The following is a 20,875-nucleotide window of genomic DNA, read 5'->3' on the forward strand; positions in this document are numbered from 1 at the left end:
GGCGCGGTCGAAGGCGCCCTAGAAATGCGCCTTGGGTTCGTCAGGCTTGCCGGCGGCCAGCGCCAGCACCCCGCCCAACCCGACAAAGGCGATCGGGAACATGGTAAAGACGTTGAAGCCGAAGGCGTAATACATCCCCCCCGTCGACAGCAGCATCAGGATACCGCCCCAGAGCGCCCGGGCCCGCGCCATCGCGCCACCGGCAATCGCCAGCAACGGAGACAGCAGAGAGGCAGCGCGGATCACCTCGACATCGGCGACCTGCTCGGCCAGCCCCTCGATCTCGCCGAAATGCTCGACCGCCTGGGTATAGCCATAGCTGAAAAAGCCCACGATCATGCCGACGATCCCGCCGATCAATCCAAGGACAAGGGCCGCGTTGCGCATCCGTTCTCTCCTGTCATTTGTCCCGACATAAGCGCGGTGTCAGTCCACGCCAAGCCCCGCCCGCACCTGCGGCCCCCAGCCAAGGTGCAGCGTACCCTCCGCGTCGATCAGCGGCCGCTTCATCAGCGTCGGGTGATCGGTGAGCAATTCCAGCGGATCGCGGGCGCGCTCCGACTCGTCCAGCCCTCGCCAGGTGGTCGAGCGGGTATTGAGCAGGTCTTTCCCGAACTGGTCGAAAGCCGCGCGCAACACGGCCTCGGGCACCCCCTCGGCGCGGACATCGACGAATCGCGCGTCGGGCAAGGATTTCAATGCCTTGCGGCAGGTATCGCAGGTTTTCAGCCCGTACAGGATCATCTTTCGCCCCCATGCATTTCTGCGGAAATATCCGGCGGGGCTGCGAAAATCATCCCCTTTTTCTTGATTTTTATACAAGCCGTGCAATCCTGAGGCTGCGCTGCCGCCGATCAGACACCCGCCTATGACGCCATACGCCGGTTTTCTGTGAGACCGGCGCGCCCCCGTGCGATTGCGACGCGCGGGGACCAGTGCAAGTCAGAAGGAGACACGGGACATGCCGACAGGCACCGTGAAATGGTTCAATACCACCAAGGGTTATGGCTTCATCGCCCCGGACGAGGGCGGCAGTGATGTGTTCGTGCACATCTCGGCCGTCGAACGATCCGGGCTGACGGGTTTGGCGGACAACCAGAAGGTTTCGTTCGAACTTCAGGACGGGCGGGATGGCCGCCAGATGGCAGCGGATCTGAAACCCCTGTAGATCCAGCCTCTTGTTTCAAAAAGGAATTGCCCCGTCCCGACCGTCGCCGGGGCGGGCGCCCGGCCCGGTGTTGTCGGACAGTGTACCGGGGCATCCCGGAAATGGGCGCCGCCCCACCGCCGGGAGGATTGGCAGCAGCGCAACGCCCTGGGGCAGGAGGAGAGATCGCCCTTGGATGCGTCGAATATAGCAGATTTCCGGCATTCCGTGTAGCCCGGCGCTATACACCCTGCGCCAACACCTCCCGCGTGCGCGTGCAGCGCCGCCCACCATGGAACCCGTCAAGCAGGGCCGCGAACGCTGCGCCGCCCCCGGCCGCCTCGAACAGCGTTGCCGAGGATCGCAGCTTCATCGCGTCGACCGGACCGAGAATCGCCTCGGCCGCCGCACCTTGATGGGCCAACAACGCCTCGGCGCAGGCGCGCAGCCGCGGCCCCAGCACCGGATCGGCCAGATAGGCCCGCGCCTCGTCCAGCCCCGAAATACCGTAATACTGCGCCGTGGCCGACCGCCCCAGCCCGCGCAACTGGGGAAAGATGAACCACATCCAATGGCTGACCTTGGCCCCGGCGGTCAGCTCCGCCAGCGCGGTCTCATAGGTTTCGGCCTGGGCCTGGTGGAACCGGGACAGATCGGACATGGAAGAAGGATAGCGCGAAACCGCGCCGCCCCAAAGCCCCGGGGCGAACTTGGGCAGACGACCGCATCGACCGTCTCGCCTTTAAGGCCGACCTTGCCCTCCATGGCCCCCGTTTCACCGTTACCGACCGGGAGGTTGCGGATCGCCTCGCGGCCCGTGCCTGGTCGGTTTGATCGGATCAGGGGGCTCCCCTTCGGCCCGTGCGCCGGTCGCTGACACTGCGGTCAGGACATGCGCACGGCGCGGAGAGGCCCTGGCAGGACGCAACAGGATTCAACATTCTTTTTGGGTTTTGTTGGATTTATGTTGGTTATCACTTGGCTTTCCGTCGCTTTTCATGCCCTTTCAGGCAGGAACCGCATGGTTCTCGGGTCCAAACAGAGCGAGGCCATGGAAAGGCGATCGAACCACAGGCAGAAAGAGATTCTCGAAGAGCTGCGGCGTTCGGGCGGTTCAATGCGAATCCACGCCCTGGCTGAGCGGTTGCAGGTCACCGAGGAGACAGTGCGCCGAAACCTGCGCAGGCTGGCCGATGACGGGATCGTCGAACGCGTGCACGGCGGCGTCCGCCTCATCCGGGAAACCGGCGAGGCCGACTTCAACGCGCGTTTCCGGGAAAACCCCGAGGCGAAACAACGGATCGCCCGCCACGTCGCCGCCATGCTGCCGCACGAGGCCTCGCTGTTTCTGGACATCGGCAGCACCACCGCCCATATCGCCGACGCCCTGCGCGATCACAGGCGGCTGGTCGTCGTCACCAACTCGGTCTATGTCGCCTTCCGCCTGGCCACTCGCAACGAGAACCGCGTCTTCATGGCCGGCGGGATGCTCAGACCGCATGACGGCGGCGCCTTCGGGAGCGACGCGATGACCTTTGCCACGAACTTCAAGACGGATTTTGCGGTCCTGTCCTCGGCCGGGATCACCCCCAAGGGATTCATGCTGTTCGACCTGGACGAGGCGCGGTTCTCGCGCCTGATCATGCAGCAGGCCACCACCTGCATCATGGCCGCGGATTCCAGCAAGTTCGGACGCGAGGCCCCGGTGGATATCGGTCACCCGTCACAGGTCGATTGCCTTGTCTGCGACACACCGCCCCCGGCCGAAATCGAAACCGCCGCCCGAACGTCATGGGGCACAGAAATCCAGATTGCGAAATAGGAAAGCCGATGTCCCCCTCACTCGACCAGGTCCGCGAGATCGCCGAACACATCACCCAACAGGCCAGTTCCATTCCGATGGCGCATTTCCGCGCCCCGCTGGACATCATCGCCAAGGCCGACGCCAGCCCGGTCACCATCGCCGACCGCAAGACCGAGGCCTTCATCCGCGAGGAATTGGCGCGCCACTTTCCCACGCATGGAATCTTCGGCGAGGAATACGGGATCTCCGGCTCGCTCAAGGGCGAAACCTGGATCATCGACCCGATTGACGGAACGCGGTCCTTCATCACCGGCAGCCCGCTGTTCGGGATGCTGCTGGGCTATCTCGTCGAGGGGGTGCCGAAACTGGGGCTGGTCCGCATGCCCGCGCTGGACGAAACCTATGTCGGCATCCCCGGCCAGGGCGCAACCCTCAACGGCCAGCCGATCCGCTGTCGCGACACCACCGCGCTGAACGAGGCGATGGTCTACGTCAACGAGGCCGAGCGCATTCACGCCGCCGCCCCCGAGCTGTTCACGCGCCTTTGCAACGTGGGGCACACCCGGCGCATGGGGTACGATTGCTACCCCCACGCGATGCTGTCCGCCGGCCTGATCGACAGCGTCGTCGATTACGGGCTGGAACCCTATGACTTCCTGCCGCTGGTCGGCCTGGTCCGCGCGGCCGGCGGCGTCATCACCGATTGGGACGGCAAGGACTTGAGCCTGGAGTCCGATGGAAAGGTTGTGACCTCGGCCACGCCGGAACTGCATGGCCAGATGCTGGAGCTGCTCAACCGCTGACCGACCGGGGTCGGGACAAGCGGGTGATCTTTGCGGTCGACCACTCGAAATTCGTGGATGAGGAGGGCGCCGGATTGCTGGGCCTGGGCACCATCGCGCCACGGCCGGTCATCGTCACCGATCGCCCCCCCGCCAGGGGCGCCCCGCAAATCGCCGAACTGGCCGAGGTCATCGTCGCCGGCTGACACCAATGGGTCGGCCCGCCCCCAAACGCGAGCTCCCCCAACGGCGCGGGGTCATCACCCGCCGATGCCCCCTGCCCCCTCCGATTGACAGTCGAGCGCCACGCAACTTAAAGGAAAGTAGAGCAGGAGGGTAAGACCATGGCCGACGATTTCGCATATGGAATGGCGCGGGGAACCGTGAAGGTCCTCCAATCAGCGCTGGATAAAGCAAATGCCAAGATCCGCGATCTCACTGATCAATGCTGGGATCACTTTAGGACTACTTGGGAGTGGAATATCGTCGCAAAGGGGAGGGAGGCGGAAAACGAGTACCTTCTGAAACTTCTGTACGAGGCGCATGGAGGTCCGGAAAACAACCCGGCCCGAAAGCAGGCCTACAAGGACAGCGATCCGTTCCGAATACCGAACGGGCCGCGGGCCGGCCAGAGGGCTCAAATGCGGGACCACATACTCATGATGGGCATGGTAAAAGCTGCTAAGAAAGCTCCCGACAGCGTGCATTCAGTAAAGCGCATACGGTCTTTCATAAAAACGATACAAGTGTTCAAGTAAGGAGGGGATCCCCTCCTTACTTCCTTTCTGGGGAGGAACTGCTAGAATTTGGGTCACCACCTGCGCCGCCGCCATTATTGGTGGCTTTCAATTCACTCGCGGCACCTTTAGCAGCCGTACTACCAGTAACTTGCTGGATCCGGCTCTCAGCCTGGCTGTTGAGAATTCCGACAGCGTATTGGCTATCACGCTCTTCGTTGAGCTGTTCACCACCTTGGCCGAACCAACGGGTCACGCGATCAGGAACCTGAGTGATCAATTGGAAGGATCGAATGGCCAACCGGCCCCGCGCGACCGCCCGGATCAGTCCCGCCAATCGCCCCGGCACTTGCCCCCGTTCCACCCGGGCGGCGTTTCCCCGGGGGCAAACCCGACACAAGGGACGTCGCATCGCAGGCGTTTCTGCATCGCACCGGGCATCGCAGCCAGGCTGAACGCCACCGCACAAGGGCCGGCGATCCGGCCCCGTCACGAGGAGTCACGATTACTGTTCCGGGGGGTGATGGTGCGGTCGAGAAGACTCGAACTTCCACGGGTGTTACCCCACAGCGACCTCAACGCTGCGCGTCTACCAATTCCGCCACGACCGCACATCGGGCTGGTGTGCGGGCGATATAGACGAGCCTCCCGGTGATGTGAAGGGCAAATCGCACCGATCTTTCACCTCGGGGATGTTCCGGTGCATGGCCCTGTGCTAGCGGTGCCCGCGAACGCCCGAAACCCGCACCCGGAGCCCGCATGACCCAACCCAGCCCCGCCACCGCCCTGCAGATCGACATCGCCTCCGACGTGGTCTGCCCGTGGTGCATCATCGGCTTCCTGCAATTGCGCCGTGCCCTGTCCGACAGCGGCAGGTCGGTGCGGTTGCGCTGGCACCCGTTCGAGCTCAACCCCGAGATGCCGCCCGAGGGGCAAAACCTGCGCGAGCACGTGTTCGAGAAATACGGTGCCAGCCCCGAGGACAGCCGCAAGTCGCGCGAGACCCTGGTCGCGCTGGGGCAGGAGCTGGGCTTTCCCTTCCGGTTCAGCGACGACAGCCGCATCGTCAATACCTTCGCCGCCCATCAACTGCTCGACTGGGCCGAGGGCGAGGGCCGCCAGCACGACCTCAAGATGGCGCTGTTCCAGGCCTATTTCTCGAACGGCGAGGATGTCTCGGACCCCGCCGTGCTGGAACGCGCCGCCATCGCCGCCGGATTGGACGGGCCAGCCGCCCGCCGCGCGCTGGACAGCGGCGCCCATGCCGGTGCCGTGCGCGCGAAACAGCGAATCTGGGCCGAGCGCGACGTGCACAGCGTGCCCACCATGGTGTTCGGACAGAAATACATGGTCAGCGGCGCACATGGGGTGGACGGGTTCGCCACCCTTCTCACCCGGCTGGCGGACGAGGGGCTCTGATCCCCCTCACTGGTGGCGCAGCGCCTCGATCGGGTCGAGCCGCGCCGCCCGCCGCGCCGGGAAATACCCGAACACCACCCCCACCAGCGCCGAAAAGGCAAAGGCCCCCAGCACCACCACCGGGTCGGGGGTGAAGGGAATCACCATGAACCGCGCCGCCAGCGCCGCCAGCGACAGGCCCAGCGCGATTCCCATCAGCCCGCCCATCAGCGACAGCACGATCGCCTCGACCAGGAACTGCTGCAACACCTGCCGCGCCTGCGCCCCGACCGCCAGGCGAATGCCGATCTCGTGGGTGCGCTCGGTGACGCTCACCAGCATGATGTTCATGATGCCGATGCCGCCCACCAGCAGGCTGACCGCCGCCACCGCCGCCAGCAACCCGGTCAGCACGTCGGTGATCCCGGTCAGCATGCTGGCCAGCTGCTTCATGTCCATCACGTTGAAGTCATCCTCTTCGCCCGCCCCGATCCGCCGGATCTCGCGCAGCACCGCCTCGATCTCGCCCTTGGCCAGATCGGTCGAGGCGCCGTCGCGCACCGCCGCATAGATCATGTTGACGTTGCTGTTGCCCGCGATCCGGCGCTGAAAGGTCCGGATCGGGATCATCACGATGTCGTCCTGGTCGCTGCCGAAGCTTGACGCCCCCTTGGCCTCGAGCACGCCGATCACCTCGCAGGACATGGATTTCAGGCGGATCTTGTCGCCCACCGGATCGGTGTTGCCGAACAGCTCCTGCCGCACCGTCTCGCCCAGGATGCAGACGGCGCGCCCGCCCTGCTCCTCGCCGGTGGCAAAGCGGCGCCCCAGCACCACCGGCCAATCGGTCGCGTCCAGATAGGCATTGCTTACCCCCCAGACCGCGGTGCGATAGTTCACGTTGCCAGCGACCGCGCTCATCTGGCTCTGTTCGGCGGCGCTGGCGGTCTCGACCGCCGGCACCTCGCGAATCAGCCGTTCCACGTCGCGCAGGTCGAACGGGCGCTCGCTGGTGCTGGAACTGCGCGGTCCCATGGCGGCCTGCCCCGGACGGATCATCAGCACGTTGGTACCCAGCTTGGCCACGTCCTGCGTCACCTGCGCCGAGGACCCCTGCCCGACCGTGACCATGGCGATTACCGCCGCCACCCCGATCACCACGCCCAGCACGGTCAGGAACGAGCGCAGCGCGTTGCGCCAGATCGCCCGCACCGCCAGCCGGATCGTCTCACCCAGCATCGCGCGCCCCCCGCTCCGTCGGCCGATCCTCGGCGATCCTGCCATCGACCATCCAGATCAACCGGTCGGCATAGGCGGCCATGTCCTCCTCGTGGGTGACCATGACGATGGTCAATTCGCGCTCGGCCCGCAGCCGCACCAGCAGGTCCATGATCTCGGCCGAGCGGTGGGTGTCGAGGTTGCCGGTGGGCTCGTCCGCCAAGAGCACCTCGGGCGATCCGGCCAGCGCCCGGGCGATGGCGACGCGCTGTTGTTGCCCGCCCGACAGCTCCGAGGGCTCATGATCGGCGCGCTGCGCCAGCCCCACCTGTTCCAGCGCCTCCAACGCCCGCGCGCGCCGCTCGGCCGCGCCCATCCCCTTGTAGATCAGCGGCAGCTCCACGTTCTCCAGCGCCGGCGTGCGCGGCAACAGGTTATAGCCCTGGAACACGAAGCCCAGGTAATGCCGCCGGAGCAGCGCCCGCTGATCCTGGTCCAGCCCGGCCACGTCGACCCCGTTGAACAGGTATTCGCCCGATGTCGGGCTGTCGAGGCAACCGATCACGTTCATCGCGGTCGACTTGCCCGAGCCGCTCGGCCCCATGATCGCCACGAACTCGCCGGCGCGGATCGTCAGGTCGATCCCGTCCAGCGCCCGCACCTCGGCCTCGCCCCGGCCATAGACGCGGGTAATGTCGCGCAGCGCGATCACCGCCGGGGTGTCTCCGGGCACCGGCTCAGCCCCCCTCGCCGAGGATCACAAGCTCACCCGCGCTGAGCTCACCGCTGCGGATCTCGGTCAGGCTGCCGTCGCTTTGGCCCGGCTCCACCGGCACCTCCACCGGCGCACCGTCGCGCAGCACCCAGATCGACTTGCCGCTGGCCCGCGCGCCCGCGTCGGGCCGGTGCGGCATGATCATGCTCAGCAACCCGCCACCGCCTTCGCTGTCCTCTTCCACCTCCACCACCGGGGCATAGCGCAGCGCTGCGTTGGGCACCGCCAGCACACCCTGCAGTTCCGCGACGATGATATCGGCGGTTGCCGTCATGCCGGGCCGCAGCGACAGGTCGTCGTTGCGCACCGCCAGCACGGCGGTATAGCTGACCACCCCCTCGACCGTCTCCGAGGCATAGCGGATGGTCTTGATCTCGGCCGGAAAGCTGCGGTCGTCATAGGCATCGACCGTGAACACCACCCGGTCCCCCTCCGAGATCGCGCCGATATCGGCCTCGTCCACCGCCACCTGCACCTCCATCTCGGTGAGGTCCTCAGCCACCGTGAACAGCACCGGCGCGGTCAGCGCCGAGGCGACGATCTGGCCGACGTCCGCCGCCCGGTCCAGCACCACCCCGTCGATCGGCGAACAGATACAGGCCTTGTCCAGGTCGGCCTGCACCAGCCCGCGCTGCGCCCGCGCCAGCTCCAGGTTGGCCTCGGCCACCGTCACCTCGGCGGCGGCGCGGTCAAAGGCCGCCCGCTGCGCGATCAGGCTCTGGTGGCTGGTCACCCCGCGCGCGTCCAGTTCGGCGGCCCGGTCATAGTTGTCGCGCGCCTCGACCAGCGTGGCGCGGGCGCGCTCCAACTGCGCCTGCGCGGCGGTCACATTGGCCTCGGCCACCGCCAGCTCCGCCTCCAGCTTGGTGGTGTCGAGCGTGGCCAGAACCTGCCCGGCCTTGACCATGTCGTTGTAATCCACCGCGACCCCGCGCAACGTGCCCGACAGCTCTGACGAGATTTCGACCAGGTTGGTCGGCTCCACCGTGCCCGTCGCCGTCACCGTCACCACCAGGTCGGCCAGGCTCGCCGGCGCGGTGCGATAGGCCGCCCCATCCTCACCCGGACCCAGGGCGCGCCACAGGGTGACCCCGCCGACCACGACAACCGCCAGCCCCAGCCCCCAAAGCCATCCGCGCCACCGCCCCCGGCGCCGCCCAAGCCCCAGCCGCGCCTCGATCTCGGCCGCCTTCACCGTGTTGTCCTTCGCCTCACCTGTCGCCATCGGCCTCGCCCCGTTGCTCATTCCCTTTTGCCGCACCGTCGCACCGACCGCGTTGATCTGTATCACCTGCAGGTTCGGGCCTGACATTTCCCTCGCCCAAGGGTATCACCACCCCCCGACCCCAAGGCAAGCGAGGCGCAGAATGGTCGAATGGAAAATCACCGACGGTCTGACCGGCTATGCCGAGGCCGTGGCCTTCATGGAGGCGCGCGCCGCCGAGATCGCCGCCGGCACCGCCGAGGAATGCATCTGGCTGCTGGAACACCCGCCCCTCTATACCGCCGGCACCAGCGCAAGGCGCGAGGATCTGACCGATCCCGACCGCTTTCCGGTTTTCGAGAGCAAGCGCGGCGGCCAATACACCTATCACGGCCCCGGCCAGCGGGTGATCTACGTGATGCTGGATCTCAACCGGCGCGGCCGCGACGTGCGCCGCTTCGTGCAATTGCTGGAAAACTGGGTGATCGCCGCGCTGGCCGAGTTCAACGTCACCGGCCACATCCGCGACGGGCGCGTCGGCGTCTGGGTCGAACGCCCCGAGAAACCGCGCACGGTTACCGGCGCCATGGCCGAGGACAAGATCGCCGCCATCGGCATCCGCCTGCGCAAATGGGTCAGCTTCCACGGCATCTCGATCAACGTCGATCCCGAGCTGGAGCATTTCACCGGCATCGTCCCCTGCGGCATCACCGAATACGGCGTCACCAGCCTGGTCGACCTCGGCCTGCCTGTGACGATGGACGATCTCGACGTCGCCCTGAGGCGCAGCTTCGAGCAGGTGTTCGGCGACACCGACTGACAAGGGCCGGAGGTGTCCCCCGGCCCGCCGTATTCCTCAGGTCTCAGGCGGCGCGCCGCGCCGCGTCCGAGAACGAGACCAGCTTGCGGCGGCTCTCGTCCCACAGGTGCAACCGCGCACAGCGGAAACTTTCCAACAGGGTCACGCGCTTGGATTGCGCCAGCGTATCATGGTCCCGGATCACCTCGCTCAGCCGGTAGAACGGGATGCGGCTGGCCATGTGATGCACATGGTGCACCCCGATGTTCCCGGTGATCCAGCGCAGCACCCCCGGCAGGTCATAGTGCGAACTCCCGTTCAGGGCGGCCTCCAACACGTTCCAATCCGCCTCGCGCTCCCAGACCGTCTCTTCGAACTGGTGCTGCACGTAAAAGAACCACACCCCCGTGGCCGCCGCCAACAGCATCGTCGGCAGGAACACGAACGCCAGAACCTGCCAGCCCCCCAGCCACAGGATCACGCCCAGGATCGCCGCGACCGCCGCATTGGTCGCCATCGCGCTGCGCCAGTACAGCCAGCCCGAACGCATCTGCCCGACCGGCAGCCGGTTTTGCAGGAAGAACATGTAGAACGGAACCAGCCCGAACAGGAACACCGGGTTGCGAACCACCCGGTACAGCGCCCGGCCGATCCACGATTTCTCCCGGTACTCCCGCACCGTCAGCGTCGGCAGGTCGCCGGTGCCGCGCCGGTCGAGATTGCCGGTGGTGGCGTGGTGAACCGAATGGTTCTTGCGCCAGACGTCATAGGGCGTCAGCGTCAGCACCCCCAGCACCCGGCCAAGCCAATCGTTCCAGCGCCGGTCCTTGAAGAACGAACCATGGCCGCAATCGTGCTGGATCATGAACAGGCGCACGAGGAACCCCGCGTTCACCAGTGCCAGCGCCACCGCCAGCCATGCGCTGATCGACAGCGCCGCCCAGGCCAGCGCCCAGATCGCGAGGAACGGTACAAGGGTCACGGTCAGCTCGAACAGGCTGCGCGAAAGGATCGGCGCGCGATAGGCGGCGAGGATCCGGGTCCAGTCAGTGGGTCGCAAAGGGGTCTCTCCTTGGGGGGGCGTCCATCCGGGACCGTCCGGGTCCGGGGCCGCCTGTAGATACATAAGGGGGTCAGGTCTCGCCCGCGGGACTGGCCCGGGACGTCTTTTTCGCCGGCTTCGGCGCGGACGCCGGCGTGCCGGCCTCCCGCTCGAGCCGCGCCTTGCGCAGGCGCGCGGTCTTGATCTCGCGTCGTTCGGATTCATCGTCCAGGATCTCCCGCGCCGCGCGCGTCGTCCTGTCCATCAGCGTTTCCGCCTTGGGCTTGGGATCCTCGAACAATGTGATCTTGGTGGGTTTCGCCATCCTTCGCTCTCCTCGTCGGGATGTGGGCCGGATCTCGCACCGGCGGTCTGCACGCGCCGTGGTGTCAGGCGACGGCAGCGGGTCCGGCGGCGGGTTCAGCCGCCACGCGACGCGGCACGAATCCCGCGCTCCGGGCGGCGGACAGAAAGGCCCCGCGCGCCGCATCGACCGTTGCGAGGCAATGCATCGCGTCATCAATCCGGTCCAGCGCCAGGTCGCGCTTGTCATCGGCCACCGGCCATTTCTTGCGCAGCCAGAAAAAGGCCTGTTCGATCGTACTGATCTGTTTGGTGTCGCCCTGCGGTGAAACGACAAGAGAAATGGGGTGGCCCCAGTGTAGTTCTATCAAGTTGTGAGTGTCCGTTCATAATCGGAGTGGCCGGCCCGCAGATCGGCGGGACCGGGAAATAAGATGGCGGCGTCCCCTCGGGACGCGCCTGCCACATGGTGTCGCCGGCGGTTTACGCCAGCGCCAGGTTGATCGCGGATTCGCGACCGTCGCGACCGCTTTCGATGTCAAAGGTCACCGCCTGCCCGTCGTCGAGGTGTTGAATCCCCGCACGCTCCAGCGCCGAGATGTGAACGAAGATGTCCTTCGTCCCCTGCTCCGGTGCGATGAAGCCGAACCCTTTTTGGCTGTTGAACCATTTCACGGTGCCATTGGCCATCGTGATCCCTCCCGTTTGGTCGTCATCCACGCGATGCGATGACCCGGCCCAGTGTCGTCGTAAGATCAACTGAGGCCGCCAGGAACAGAAGGTCGAAAGAGGATGCTTTGCCAACCGAATATGGGGTCCCGCGACCCCGATCACAAGTGTCAGAAGCGAACAATCGCGAAACCGCCCCGAACCCCGCCTGCCCCGCCATCCGGGACACGACGTCAGGGCACCCGGGCCTGGCCGTCGCCGAAGCGCGCCGCCCCGTCGCAGGCATGGCGCGCGCATTCCATCTCCAGCGTGCTGTGACCGATGCCGAACCGCTCGGCCAGCACCGCCTTTACCGCCGCCTTGACCGCGTCGGCCCGCGCCCAGTCCCCCGCCGCGATCACCAGGTGCCCGTCCAGCGCCGCCGCCTGCTCCTGCATCGCCCAGAGATGCACGTGATGCACCTCCTGCACCCCGTCGACCGCCTCGATCGCGCCGGCGACCTCCTCGGCGACCAGCGACGGCGGGCTGGCCAGCATCAGCACCCGGATCACCTCGCCGATATCGGCCTTCACATGCCACAGGATATAGCCCGCGATCAGCAGCGTCGCCGCCGGGTCGACCCAGGTCCAGCCCTTCAGGATCACCAGCGTACCCGCCACGATCACCGCGACCGAGCCCATGGCATCGGCCAGGTTGTGCAGGAAGGCGGCGCGGATGTTCAGGCTGTCCTTGCTCATCGCATAGGTCAGCGCCGCCGTCACCAGGTCCACCGCCAGCGCCAGCACCGCGATCCAGACCACCAGCCAGCCGTCGACCGGCTCGGGCTGCAACAGGCGCATGATCCCCTCGTAGATCAGGTACAGCGCCAGCACCACCAGCGTGGTATAGTTGATCAGCGCCGCCACCACCTCGGCCCGGCCATAGCCGAAACTCATCGCCGGGTTCGACGGACGCCGGGCGATCCGGCGCGCGCCGAAGGCGATGATCAGCGAGATCGCGTCCGAGAAATTGTGCAGCGCATCGGCGATCAGCGCCAGCGACCCCGACAGGATCCCCCCCACGATCTGCGCCAGCGTCAACACCATGTTCACCGCCACCGCCCAGGCCACCCGCGCGTCGCCGGTCTCGGCGCTCACGTGGTGATGGTGGTGGTGATGCTGGGTCGGATGGTCCTGCGGCATGCCCGCGCTCCTTGTCTTGAGTCGCCTGCCACCCTAATCTCTCCAGTCGCTAGAGCTTCAAGGGGATAATCGTGCTATCCATCGGCGAAATGTCGCGGCGCACCGGCGTCAAGGTGCCCACCATCCGGTTCTACGAGGACAAGGGCCTGCTGGAACCCGCCGCCCGCACCACCGGGAACCAGCGCCGCTACAGCCATGCCGCGCTGGACCGGCTCGCCTTCATTCGCCACGCCCGCGACCTCGGTCTGCCGCTCGGGGATATCGCCACGCTGATCTCGCTCGAGGGGGCAACGGGGGCAACGCTCGACCGCGCCCACGTGATCGCCCAGCGCCAGCGCGACCGCCTGCGCGCGCGGATCGTGAACCTCGGGAAACTGGAACGCGAGTTGGACCGCATCGCCGGTGCCTGCGACGGCCACCACGACGGCCCCTGCGCGGTGCTGCATGCCTTCGGCGATCATGGCCCCTGCGCCGGGGATCACCGGAATAACGACCAAGGCAACGACCAGGGCGCCCCGCGCGGAACGCGGTAAGGCGGCCGCCCCGATCTTTTTTTCGCCGTCACAGCGCTCGGCAGGGGCGCGACAGGGGGCGGGCGGCCCCCCTTTCTCACATCTGCGCCAGTGCCGCGCGGATCTTCTCGGCCTGGCCGGCCAGCACCTCGTTGTCCGCCATCTGCCCCGGCGGACGCAGCCGGTCACCCTCCTGGCGCGGCAACAGGTGGAAATGCAGGTGGAACACCTCCTGCCCGCCGGCGGCCTCGTTGAACTGCTGCACCGTCACGCCGGGCGCGTCGAAGGCGGCCATCAGCGCCCGCGCCATCTTCTGGGTGGTCCGCATCACCGCCGTCATCTGCGCCTCGCTGGCGTCGAGAATGTTGCGGCAGGGCGTCTTGGGAATCACCAGGCAATGGCCGTCGGCGCGCGGCATGATGTCGAGAAAGACAAAGGTCTCCGCGTCCTCATACAGCTTGTGGCACGGCAGTTCGCCACGCAGGATCTTGGCAAAGATGTTGTCGGGATCATAGGTCATCGGTCGGCTCCGGCTGCTGCGGGTTGTCCTTGTTCGCGCCTGTTCTGGGCGCCCCCGCCCGGTCCGTCAAGCCGCCGGATCGCCGCTCCCCCGCCCGGCGCGCTCCGCAAAATACCCCGGGGGGCGCGACAATTAATCTTGATCTAGATCAAATTCTGTCATTGATGCCCCCCACTCGTCATTCTAAAACCTGCATGAATACGTGCGCTCTCAAGAGCGTCACGCTGTCACACGCAACAGGAGGCACCAAATGGCAGACGCGGCCATTCATGGTCACGAACACGAGGACCAGCGCGGTTTCTTTACCCGCTGGTTCATGTCGACGAACCACAAGGACATCGGGCTTCTCTACCTGATCTTCTCGGCCCTCGTCGGCCTCATCTCCGTGACCTTCACCGTTTTCATGCGCCTGGAACTTATGGAACCGGGCGTCCAGTACATGTGCCTCGAAGGCTTCCGCCTGTTCGGCGCTGGCGCCGGGGAATGTACCCCCAACGGCCACCTGTGGAACGTGCTGATCACCTACCACGGCGTGCTGATGATGTTCTTCGTGGTCATTCCCGCGCTGTTCGGTGGCTTCGGCAACTATTTCATGCCGCTGCAGATCGGCGCGCCGGACATGGCCTTCCCGCGGATGAACAACCTGTCGTTCTGGCTCTACGTCGCGGGCACCTCGCTGGGTGTCGCCTCGATGCTCAGCCCGGGCGGCAATGACCAGCTCGGCTCCGGCGTCGGCTGGGTGCTCTACCCGCCGCTGTCGGTGAACGAGGGCGGCATGTCGATGGACCTGGCGATCTTTGCCGTGCACGTTTCGGGCGCCAGCTCGATCCTCGGCGCGATCAACATGATCACCACCTTCCTGAACATGCGCGCCCCGGGCATGACCCTGTTCAAGGTGCCGCTGTTCTCCTGGTCGATCTTCGTCACCTCCTGGCTGATCCTGCTGTCGCTGCCGGTGCTGGCCGGCGCCATCACCATGCTGCTGATGGACCGCAACTTCGGCTTTACCTTCTTCGATCCCGCTGGCGGCGGTGACCCGATCCTGTACCAGCACATCCTGTGGTTCTTCGGCCACCCGGAAGTGTACATCGTGATCCTGCCCGGCTTCGGCCTGGTCAGCCACGTGATCTCGACCTTCTCGCGCAAGCCGATCTTCGGCTACCTGCCGATGGTCTGGGCGCTGATCGCGATCGGGGTGCTGGGCTTCGTCGTCTGGGCGCACCACATGTACACCGTCGGCCTCAGCCTGAACCAGCAGGCCTACTTCATGCTGGCCACCATGGTCATCGCGGTGCCGACAGGGGTCAAGATCTTCTCGTGGATCGCCACCATGTGGGGCGGCTCGGTGGAGTTCAAGGCGCCGATGCTGTTCGCCTTCGGCTTCCTGGTCCTGTTCACCATCGGCGGCGTCACCGGCATCGTGCTGTCGCAGGCCGGCGTGGACCGGGCCTATCACGACACCTACTACGTCGTGGCCCACTTCCACTACACCATGTCGATGGGGGCGGCCTTCACCATCTTTGCCGGGGTCTACTTCTACTTCGGCAAGATGACCGGGCGCCAATACTCGGAACCGCTGGCGAAACTGCACTTCTGGCTGTTCTTCATCGGCGTCAACCTGACCTTCTTCCCGCAGCACTTCCTCGGGCGTCAGGGCATGCCGCGCCGTTACATCGACTACCCGGAGGCCTTTGCCTTCTGGAACAAGATCTCGTCGACCGGCGCGCTGATCTCCTTCTCCTCGTTCCTGCTGTTCTTCGGCATCGTGATCTACGCCCTGCTCAAGGGTCGCCGCGTGACCGAGAAGAACTACTGGAACGAATACGCGGACACGCTGGAATGGACCCTGCCCTCGCCGCCGCCCGAACACACGTTCGAGCAGCTGCCCAAGCGTGAGGACTGGGACAAGAGCCACGCGCACTAAGCGCCCTGCTCACCAGACCATCAAAGGCCCCGGCACCCGCCGGGGCCTTTTTCGTTGCGTGCCTCGCAATCGCGCGACTGTCACATTCCGGTGACCTGGACCCTCTATCGAACCCCCGCACCCGGTCGGCCCTTCGCCGTCAACGGGTCCGAAACTGAATGACGATGCAATTTCGCGGGGACAGGATGACCACCAGCACAGCTCACAACCCGATCGCGGCCTCGACGGCCACCAGCGCCACCAGCGCCACAAGCACGCTGCGCAAGACCTTCGGCTTCGACAAGACCGGCGCCTTTGACAGCACCGCCGGCGAGGGCGGCTCTGAGGTCGTCTCGCATCACGACGGCCGTCTCTATGTCACCAATGGCGCGCAGGACCGCATCGACGTCTTTGACATCGCCACCGGCACGCTGGTCACGTCGCACGACCTGACCGGCATCGACGGCTATGACGGCGTCAACTCGGTCTCCGCCTCCGCCTTCGGCATCGCGGTGGCCTTTGAGCGTGACGGCGAGGACGGCGGCGTTGCCTTCTTCGGTCTCGACGCCGGGGCGGGCGATGCCCCGACCGCGGTGGTGACCACCGGCAACCTGCCCGACATGGTGACCTTCTCCAAGGACGGCACCCGGGCCTTCATCGCCAACGAGGGCGAACCCACCGACGCCGGCGATCCCGCCGGCTCGATCTCGGTGATCGACCTCGCCGACATGAGTGTCACCACCGTGGGTTTCGACGCCTTCGACGACCAGGCCGAGGCGCTCGAGGCCACCGGCGTGCGCCTGTTCCCCGGCAAGCTGCCCTCGACCGATTTCGAACCCGAGTACATCGCCGAGGGCGCGGACGGAAACCTCTACGTCACCCTGCAGGAGGCCAACGCCGTCGCGGTGTTCGACCCTGCCTCGATGGCGTTCACCACGATCCTGCCGCTGGGCACCTCCGACCACGGTGCCAAGGGCTTCGGCATCGACCCCTCGGACAAGGACGACGCCATCGACATCCACCGCGTCCCGGTCGAGGGCCTGCGGATGCCCGACGCCATCGCCACCGCCGAGTTGAACGGCAAGACCTATTTCCTCACCGCCAACGAGGGCGACGACCGTGGCGATTACGACGAAGGCGGCGATGCAGCACGGGTCGGCGACATCCTCGACGGCGAGGTTGCCGGCGTCTCGATCGACCCCGATGCCTACACGGCGGCGGAACTGGCCGACCTCGCGCGCCTGAACGTCTCGATCATCGACGGCGACACCGACGGCGACGGCGATATCGACCAGTTGCATTCCTACGGCGCGCGCTCCTTCACCATCTACAATGCCAAGGGCAAGGTGGTGTTCGACTCCGGCGACGACTTCGAAAAGATCATCGCCAGGGAACGCGCGCCCAACGCCTTCAACAACGATGACTTCCCCTCCGGGGACGCCGACGTAATCGACGAGAACCGCTCCGACAACAAGGGACCGGAGCCTGAGGCCATCGCCGTGGGCGAGGTCGACGGCAAGACCCTGGCCTTCATCGGGCTGGAGCGCGACGGCGGCATCATGGTCTATGACGTCTCCAAGCCGAAGAAAGCCGCCTTCGTGGACTATATCGACAGCACAGTCGAGGGCGACGCCAGCCCCGAGGTCATCACCTTCATCGCCCCCGAGGACAGCCTCGACGGCACCGCCCGGATCGCCGTGAGCTATGAGGTTTCGGGGACCACCGCGCTCTACGACATCGCTTACGGTCGCAAGATCAAGGGCAGCATGGAGGCCGATGACCTGACCGGAACCGTCGCCGATGACATCATCAAGGGCAAGCGCGGTGCCGACGTGATCGAGGGGGGCGCCGGCAACGACCGCCTGAAGGGCGGCTACGGCGCCGATACCTTCGTCTTCGACCTGGGCGACGGCAACGACACCATCGTCGGGTTGAACAAGCGCGACAAGATCGACCTCGGCGCCACCGGGCTGGACTTCGCGGACCTGACGATCACCGACAACGGCGGCGGCAATTTCACCGTCGCATACGGCGACGCGGGCGACAGCATCGACCTCACCCTGACCAGCGGCAACACCGATTTGACCGCCGACGACTTCCTGTTCTGACCGGACACCCCGAACCCCTGGCCGCGGCCCCCGGGCCGCGGCTTTTTCATGACCGCATCCTCGCCCCCCGCGCCCGTGTTTTCGGCAGCCGGCCGGCGCCGCCGCCGCTGCCCCGATATTTCCGCTCCGCCCGTCTCGACAACCCCCGGTGACATGATAGATCCTGAAGGCATCACCATGCCGTATTCCTGGACCGATCCCGACCACGCGGGCCAGCCCCGCGAACTGCACCTCTGGCCGCACAACTCGCTGCCGCCCCGGGGGCTGGCGATCTTTGTGCTGGCCACCTTCGCCCTGCTGATGGTTCCGCTGCTGGCGCTGCTGGGCACGGTGCTGCTCTGGGGCATCCTGCCCTTCATCCTGATGGCGGTAGGCGGCATCTGGCTGGCGCTGTCGCGCAGCTATCACAATCACCGCATCCTCGAGGTGCTCACCCTCACCGACGACCACGCCCATCTGACCCGCCACAATCCCGACGGCGCGGTACAGGAATGGGACTGCAACCGCTACTGGGTCATCCCCGAGATGCACGGCACAGGCGGCCCGGTGCCCTATTACGTCACCCTGCGCGGCGGCGGGCGCGAGGTCGAGATCGGCGCCTTCCTGTCCGAGGACGAGCGCCGGGCGCTCTACGACGAGCTGCGCAGCGCGCTGCGGCCCTGATCGCTGCGGGGCCGCTTCCCAAGCGAGCCGCGGTTAACCTGTCTTGCCGCAACGCGCGCGGCAAGCGGCATTATCCTGCAAGAATTGTACGAAACGCTGGGCAAATCCCCCAATCCGCGCTCAAAGCGCAGAGTCCGTCGCGGCCAGTTGTACAAAACGGCCCCGAACTTCCCCGATCCGGGCGCCATACGGCCCAGCTAGAGACCGGGTTTCCTCATATTTTTCAGCGCGTTAACCCAAGTGAACGCGGCGCGCGGTCCTCAGCAACCGCCGCCGGCGCAGAGCTGGTCCTTGACCTGCGGGCCGGCCTTGCCGAAATCCATCTGCCCGGTATAGCGCGCCTTCAGCGTCGCCATCACCTTGCCCATGTCGCGGATCGAACTGGCCCCGGTCTCCGATACCGCCTCGCGCACCGCCTTCTCGACCTCGTCGTCGCTCAGCTGGCGAGGCAGGAATTCCTCGATCACCGCGATCTCCTGGCGCTCGCGCTCGGCCAGGTCCAGCCGCCCGCCCTCTTCGTAGGCGCGCGCGCTCTCCTGCCGCTGCTTGGTCATTTTCCCAAGGATCGCAAGCACTTCGGCGTCGCTCACGCCGCCGTCATCCTCGCCGCTGCCACGCGCGGCGATATCCCGGTCCTTGATCGCGGCGTTGATCAGGCGCAGCGTCGACAATCGCGCGACCGCCTTTTCCTTCATCGCCTGTTTCAGGGCCGTGTTGACCCGAGTACGCATATCCATTCGTTTCGCCCATCCCCATGGAATCGAACTCTCGACTTTATAGGACGAAAAAGCCTGCGACAACCCGGGTGAAATCCGTTAACCCATTGATTTTTAATAAACTCCCAAAAATTGACCGGACTTGACCCCAAAGGCGGCGACCCTTACCTATCCTTCAATTTGACCGCAAGGAGAGTCGCGCCATGGCCCAGACCACCCAGACCAAGCCCACCGCCTGCCTGGCGCTTGCCGATGGCACGGTGTTCTACGGCACCGGGTTCGGCGCCACCGGCCAGACCGTCGCCGAACTGTGTTTCAACACCGCGATGACCGGCTACCAGGAGATCATGACCGACCCTTCCTATGCCGGCCAGATCGTCACCTTCACCTTCCCCCATATCGGCAATGTCGGCGTCAATCCCGACGATGACGAAACCGGCGATCCGGTGGCGGACGGCATGGTGGTGAAATGGGATCCGACCGAACCCTCCAACTGGCGCAGCGCCGAGGAACTGACCGGCTGGCTCGAACGCCGCGGCCGCATTGCCATCGGCGGCATCGACACCCGCCGGCTGACCCGCGCGATCCGGCAGCAGGGCGCGCCGCATGTGGCGCTGGCCCATGACCCCGAGGGCAACTTCGACATCGAGGCGCTGGTCGCCGCCGCCCGCGGGTTCTGCGGGCTCGAGGGGCTCGACCTGGCCAAGCAGGTGACCTGTTCCCAATCCTATCGCTGGGACGAGATGCGCTGGGCTTGGCCGGACGGCTACAGCCCGCAAAAATCACCTGAATTCAAGGTGGTGGCACTGGACTATGGCGCCAAGCGGAACATCCTGCGCTGCCTTGCCAGCTCGGGCTGCGACGTCACCGTGCTGCCCGCCACCGCCACCGCCGAAGAGGTGCTCGCGCATGAGCCCGACGGCGTGTTCCTGTCCAACGGGCCGGGTGATCCGGCGGCCACCGGGAAATACGCGGTGCCGATGATCCGCACGGTGCTGGAGCAGACCGATCTGCCGGTCTTCGGCATCTGCCTGGGCCACCAGATGCTGGCGCTGGCGCTGGGGGCCAAGACGGTCAAGATGAACCACGGCCACCACGGCGCCAACCACCCGGTCAAGGACCTGGACACCGGCAAGGTCGAGATCACCTCGATGAACCACGGCTTCGCCGTCGACGCCCAGACCCTGCCCGAGGGCGTGGTGGAAACCCACCGCTCGCTGTTCGACGGCTCCAACTGCGGCATCCGCCTGCAGGATCGCCCGGTCTGGTCGGTGCAATACCACCCCGAGGCCAGCCCCGGCCCGCAGGACAGCTTCTACCTGTTCGAACGCTTTGCCGAGGCGATGTCCGCGCGCAAGCAACCGGCCTGATTCGGTCTGGTTAACCACTCGTTA

General features: G+C 66.0%; 26 protein-coding genes and 1 tRNA gene. 12 read left to right on the forward strand and 15 right to left on the reverse strand.

Going from position 1 to position 20,875, the window contains the following annotated elements:
• Nucleotides 1-18: 18 nt before the first annotated feature.
• The gene (locus ABWV23_RS08715) at nucleotides 19-387 is read right to left on the reverse strand and encodes a hypothetical protein (RefSeq protein WP_353347034.1); all 369 of its coding nucleotides are present in this window, start codon (nucleotides 385-387) and stop codon (nucleotides 19-21) included.
• Between the two features lie 39 nt (nucleotides 388-426).
• Nucleotides 427-744 (reverse strand): arsenate reductase family protein, encoded by a 318-nt coding sequence (locus ABWV23_RS08720; protein ID WP_353347036.1) that lies wholly within the window; start codon nucleotides 742-744, stop codon nucleotides 427-429.
• Nucleotides 745-961: 217 nt separating this feature from the next.
• On the opposite strand from ABWV23_RS08720, the gene ABWV23_RS08725 reads away from it, so the two are divergent.
• Nucleotides 962-1,168, forward strand: coding sequence for a cold-shock protein (locus tag ABWV23_RS08725; protein ID WP_353347038.1), 207 nt, complete (start codon nucleotides 962-964; stop codon nucleotides 1,166-1,168).
• A 220-nt stretch (nucleotides 1,169-1,388) separates the two neighbouring features.
• Here the strand turns inward: ABWV23_RS08725 and ABWV23_RS08730 are convergent, their stop codons facing one another.
• Nucleotides 1,389-1,808 (reverse strand): DUF1810 domain-containing protein, encoded by a 420-nt coding sequence (locus tag ABWV23_RS08730; protein ID WP_353347040.1) that lies wholly within the window; start codon nucleotides 1,806-1,808, stop codon nucleotides 1,389-1,391.
• Between the two features lie 390 nt (nucleotides 1,809-2,198).
• Between ABWV23_RS08730 and ABWV23_RS08735 the strand changes: the two genes are divergently transcribed.
• From ABWV23_RS08735 to ABWV23_RS08750, 4 genes are all read left to right on the forward strand, one after another.
• Nucleotides 2,199-2,969 (forward strand): DeoR/GlpR family DNA-binding transcription regulator, encoded by a 771-nt coding sequence (locus ABWV23_RS08735; protein ID WP_353347042.1) that lies wholly within the window; start codon nucleotides 2,199-2,201, stop codon nucleotides 2,967-2,969.
• A gap of 8 nt (nucleotides 2,970-2,977) precedes the next feature.
• Nucleotides 2,978-3,754: an inositol monophosphatase family protein gene (locus ABWV23_RS08740; protein ID WP_353347044.1), complete on the forward strand. Its 777-nt coding sequence runs from the start codon at nucleotides 2,978-2,980 to the stop codon at nucleotides 3,752-3,754.
• Nucleotides 3,755-3,777: 23 nt separating this feature from the next.
• Nucleotides 3,778-3,939, forward strand: coding sequence for a hypothetical protein (locus tag ABWV23_RS08745; protein ID WP_353347046.1), 162 nt, complete (start codon nucleotides 3,778-3,780; stop codon nucleotides 3,937-3,939).
• Between the two features lie 138 nt (nucleotides 3,940-4,077).
• Nucleotides 4,078-4,491, forward strand: a complete 414-nt coding sequence (locus ABWV23_RS08750) for a hypothetical protein (protein ID WP_353347048.1) — start codon at nucleotides 4,078-4,080, stop codon at nucleotides 4,489-4,491.
• Between the two features lie 16 nt (nucleotides 4,492-4,507).
• Here the strand turns inward: ABWV23_RS08750 and ABWV23_RS08755 are convergent, their stop codons facing one another.
• Nucleotides 4,508-4,807 (reverse strand): hypothetical protein, encoded by a 300-nt coding sequence (locus ABWV23_RS08755; RefSeq protein WP_353347050.1) that lies wholly within the window; start codon nucleotides 4,805-4,807, stop codon nucleotides 4,508-4,510.
• A gap of 187 nt (nucleotides 4,808-4,994) precedes the next feature.
• Nucleotides 4,995-5,081 (reverse strand) — tRNA-Leu (locus ABWV23_RS08760).
• Between the two features lie 148 nt (nucleotides 5,082-5,229).
• Here ABWV23_RS08760 and ABWV23_RS08765 point away from each other — a divergent pair.
• Nucleotides 5,230-5,889, forward strand: a complete 660-nt coding sequence (locus ABWV23_RS08765) for a DsbA family oxidoreductase (RefSeq protein ID WP_353347052.1) — start codon at nucleotides 5,230-5,232, stop codon at nucleotides 5,887-5,889.
• Between the two features lie 6 nt (nucleotides 5,890-5,895).
• On the opposite strand, the gene ABWV23_RS08770 is transcribed toward ABWV23_RS08765, so the two are convergent.
• Genes ABWV23_RS08770 through ABWV23_RS08780 form a run of 3 tightly spaced genes read right to left on the reverse strand, consistent with a single transcriptional unit; the run spans nucleotide 5,896 to nucleotide 9,086 of the window.
• On the reverse strand, nucleotides 5,896-7,107 hold the full coding sequence (locus ABWV23_RS08770; protein WP_353347054.1) for an ABC transporter permease: 1,212 nt from the start codon (nucleotides 7,105-7,107) through the stop codon (nucleotides 5,896-5,898).
• The gene (locus ABWV23_RS08775) at nucleotides 7,097-7,819 is read right to left on the reverse strand and encodes an ABC transporter ATP-binding protein (RefSeq protein WP_353347056.1); all 723 of its coding nucleotides are present in this window, start codon (nucleotides 7,817-7,819) and stop codon (nucleotides 7,097-7,099) included. The genes ABWV23_RS08770 and ABWV23_RS08775 overlap by 11 nt, the downstream gene beginning before the upstream one ends.
• A gap of 4 nt (nucleotides 7,820-7,823) precedes the next feature.
• Complete coding sequence (locus ABWV23_RS08780; RefSeq protein ID WP_353347058.1) at nucleotides 7,824-9,086, reverse strand: efflux RND transporter periplasmic adaptor subunit; 1,263 nt, start codon at nucleotides 9,084-9,086, stop codon at nucleotides 7,824-7,826.
• 85 nt (nucleotides 9,087-9,171) lie between these two features.
• Between ABWV23_RS08780 and lipB the strand changes: the two genes are divergently transcribed.
• On the forward strand, nucleotides 9,172-9,885 hold the full coding sequence (lipB, locus tag ABWV23_RS08785; protein ID WP_353347215.1) for a lipoyl(octanoyl) transferase LipB: 714 nt from the start codon (nucleotides 9,172-9,174) through the stop codon (nucleotides 9,883-9,885).
• 43 nt (nucleotides 9,886-9,928) lie between these two features.
• Here lipB and ABWV23_RS08790 read toward each other — a convergent pair whose 3' ends face one another.
• From ABWV23_RS08790 to ABWV23_RS08810, 5 genes are all read right to left on the reverse strand, one after another.
• Nucleotides 9,929-10,924, reverse strand: a complete 996-nt coding sequence (locus tag ABWV23_RS08790; RefSeq protein ID WP_353347060.1) for a fatty acid desaturase — start codon at nucleotides 10,922-10,924, stop codon at nucleotides 9,929-9,931.
• Between the two features lie 73 nt (nucleotides 10,925-10,997).
• Nucleotides 10,998-11,231, reverse strand: coding sequence for a hypothetical protein (locus ABWV23_RS08795; protein ID WP_353347062.1), 234 nt, complete (start codon nucleotides 11,229-11,231; stop codon nucleotides 10,998-11,000).
• A gap of 64 nt (nucleotides 11,232-11,295) precedes the next feature.
• Nucleotides 11,296-11,580, reverse strand: a complete 285-nt coding sequence (locus ABWV23_RS08800; protein WP_353347064.1) for a DUF982 domain-containing protein — start codon at nucleotides 11,578-11,580, stop codon at nucleotides 11,296-11,298.
• A 112-nt stretch (nucleotides 11,581-11,692) separates the two neighbouring features.
• Nucleotides 11,693-11,899, reverse strand: a complete 207-nt coding sequence (locus ABWV23_RS08805; protein WP_353347066.1) for a cold-shock protein — start codon at nucleotides 11,897-11,899, stop codon at nucleotides 11,693-11,695.
• 212 nt (nucleotides 11,900-12,111) lie between these two features.
• Entirely contained in the window at nucleotides 12,112-13,059 is a 948-nt protein-coding gene (locus ABWV23_RS08810) for a cation diffusion facilitator family transporter (protein ID WP_353347068.1), read from the reverse strand.
• 71 nt (nucleotides 13,060-13,130) lie between these two features.
• On the opposite strand from ABWV23_RS08810, the gene ABWV23_RS08815 reads away from it, so the two are divergent.
• Entirely contained in the window at nucleotides 13,131-13,592 is a 462-nt protein-coding gene (locus ABWV23_RS08815) for a MerR family transcriptional regulator (protein ID WP_353347070.1), read from the forward strand.
• Nucleotides 13,593-13,668: 76 nt separating this feature from the next.
• On the opposite strand, the gene ABWV23_RS08820 is transcribed toward ABWV23_RS08815, so the two are convergent.
• Nucleotides 13,669-14,091 carry an HIT family protein gene (locus ABWV23_RS08820; protein WP_353347072.1) on the reverse strand — a complete coding sequence of 141 codons (423 nt, stop codon included), beginning with the start codon at nucleotides 14,089-14,091 and terminating at the stop codon, nucleotides 13,669-13,671.
• Between the two features lie 250 nt (nucleotides 14,092-14,341).
• On the opposite strand from ABWV23_RS08820, the gene ctaD reads away from it, so the two are divergent.
• The 3 genes from ctaD to ABWV23_RS08835 all read left to right on the forward strand — a co-directional run bounded on the left by ctaD (nucleotide 14,342) and on the right by ABWV23_RS08835 (nucleotide 18,765).
• A complete protein-coding gene (ctaD, locus tag ABWV23_RS08825; protein WP_353347074.1) occupies nucleotides 14,342-16,015 on the forward strand; it encodes a cytochrome c oxidase subunit I in 1,674 nt (557 codons plus the stop codon).
• A gap of 185 nt (nucleotides 16,016-16,200) precedes the next feature.
• Entirely contained in the window at nucleotides 16,201-18,102 is a 1,902-nt protein-coding gene (locus tag ABWV23_RS08830; protein WP_353347076.1) for a choice-of-anchor I family protein, read from the forward strand.
• Nucleotides 18,103-18,279: 177 nt separating this feature from the next.
• On the forward strand, nucleotides 18,280-18,765 hold the full coding sequence (locus ABWV23_RS08835; RefSeq protein WP_353347216.1) for a DUF2244 domain-containing protein: 486 nt from the start codon (nucleotides 18,280-18,282) through the stop codon (nucleotides 18,763-18,765).
• Nucleotides 18,766-19,025: 260 nt separating this feature from the next.
• Here ABWV23_RS08835 and ABWV23_RS08840 read toward each other — a convergent pair whose 3' ends face one another.
• On the reverse strand, nucleotides 19,026-19,502 hold the full coding sequence (locus ABWV23_RS08840; RefSeq protein WP_353347078.1) for a GatB/YqeY domain-containing protein: 477 nt from the start codon (nucleotides 19,500-19,502) through the stop codon (nucleotides 19,026-19,028).
• Nucleotides 19,503-19,684: 182 nt separating this feature from the next.
• Here ABWV23_RS08840 and carA point away from each other — a divergent pair, with 182 nt between their 5' ends.
• The gene (gene carA / locus ABWV23_RS08845; protein ID WP_353347080.1) at nucleotides 19,685-20,851 is read left to right on the forward strand and encodes a glutamine-hydrolyzing carbamoyl-phosphate synthase small subunit; all 1,167 of its coding nucleotides are present in this window, start codon (nucleotides 19,685-19,687) and stop codon (nucleotides 20,849-20,851) included.
• The last annotated feature ends 24 nt before the right edge of the window (nucleotides 20,852-20,875 follow it).

The organism is Aquicoccus sp. SU-CL01552, assembly GCF_040365005.1.
Classification (GTDB): Bacteria; Pseudomonadota; Alphaproteobacteria; order Rhodobacterales; family Rhodobacteraceae; genus Antarcticimicrobium.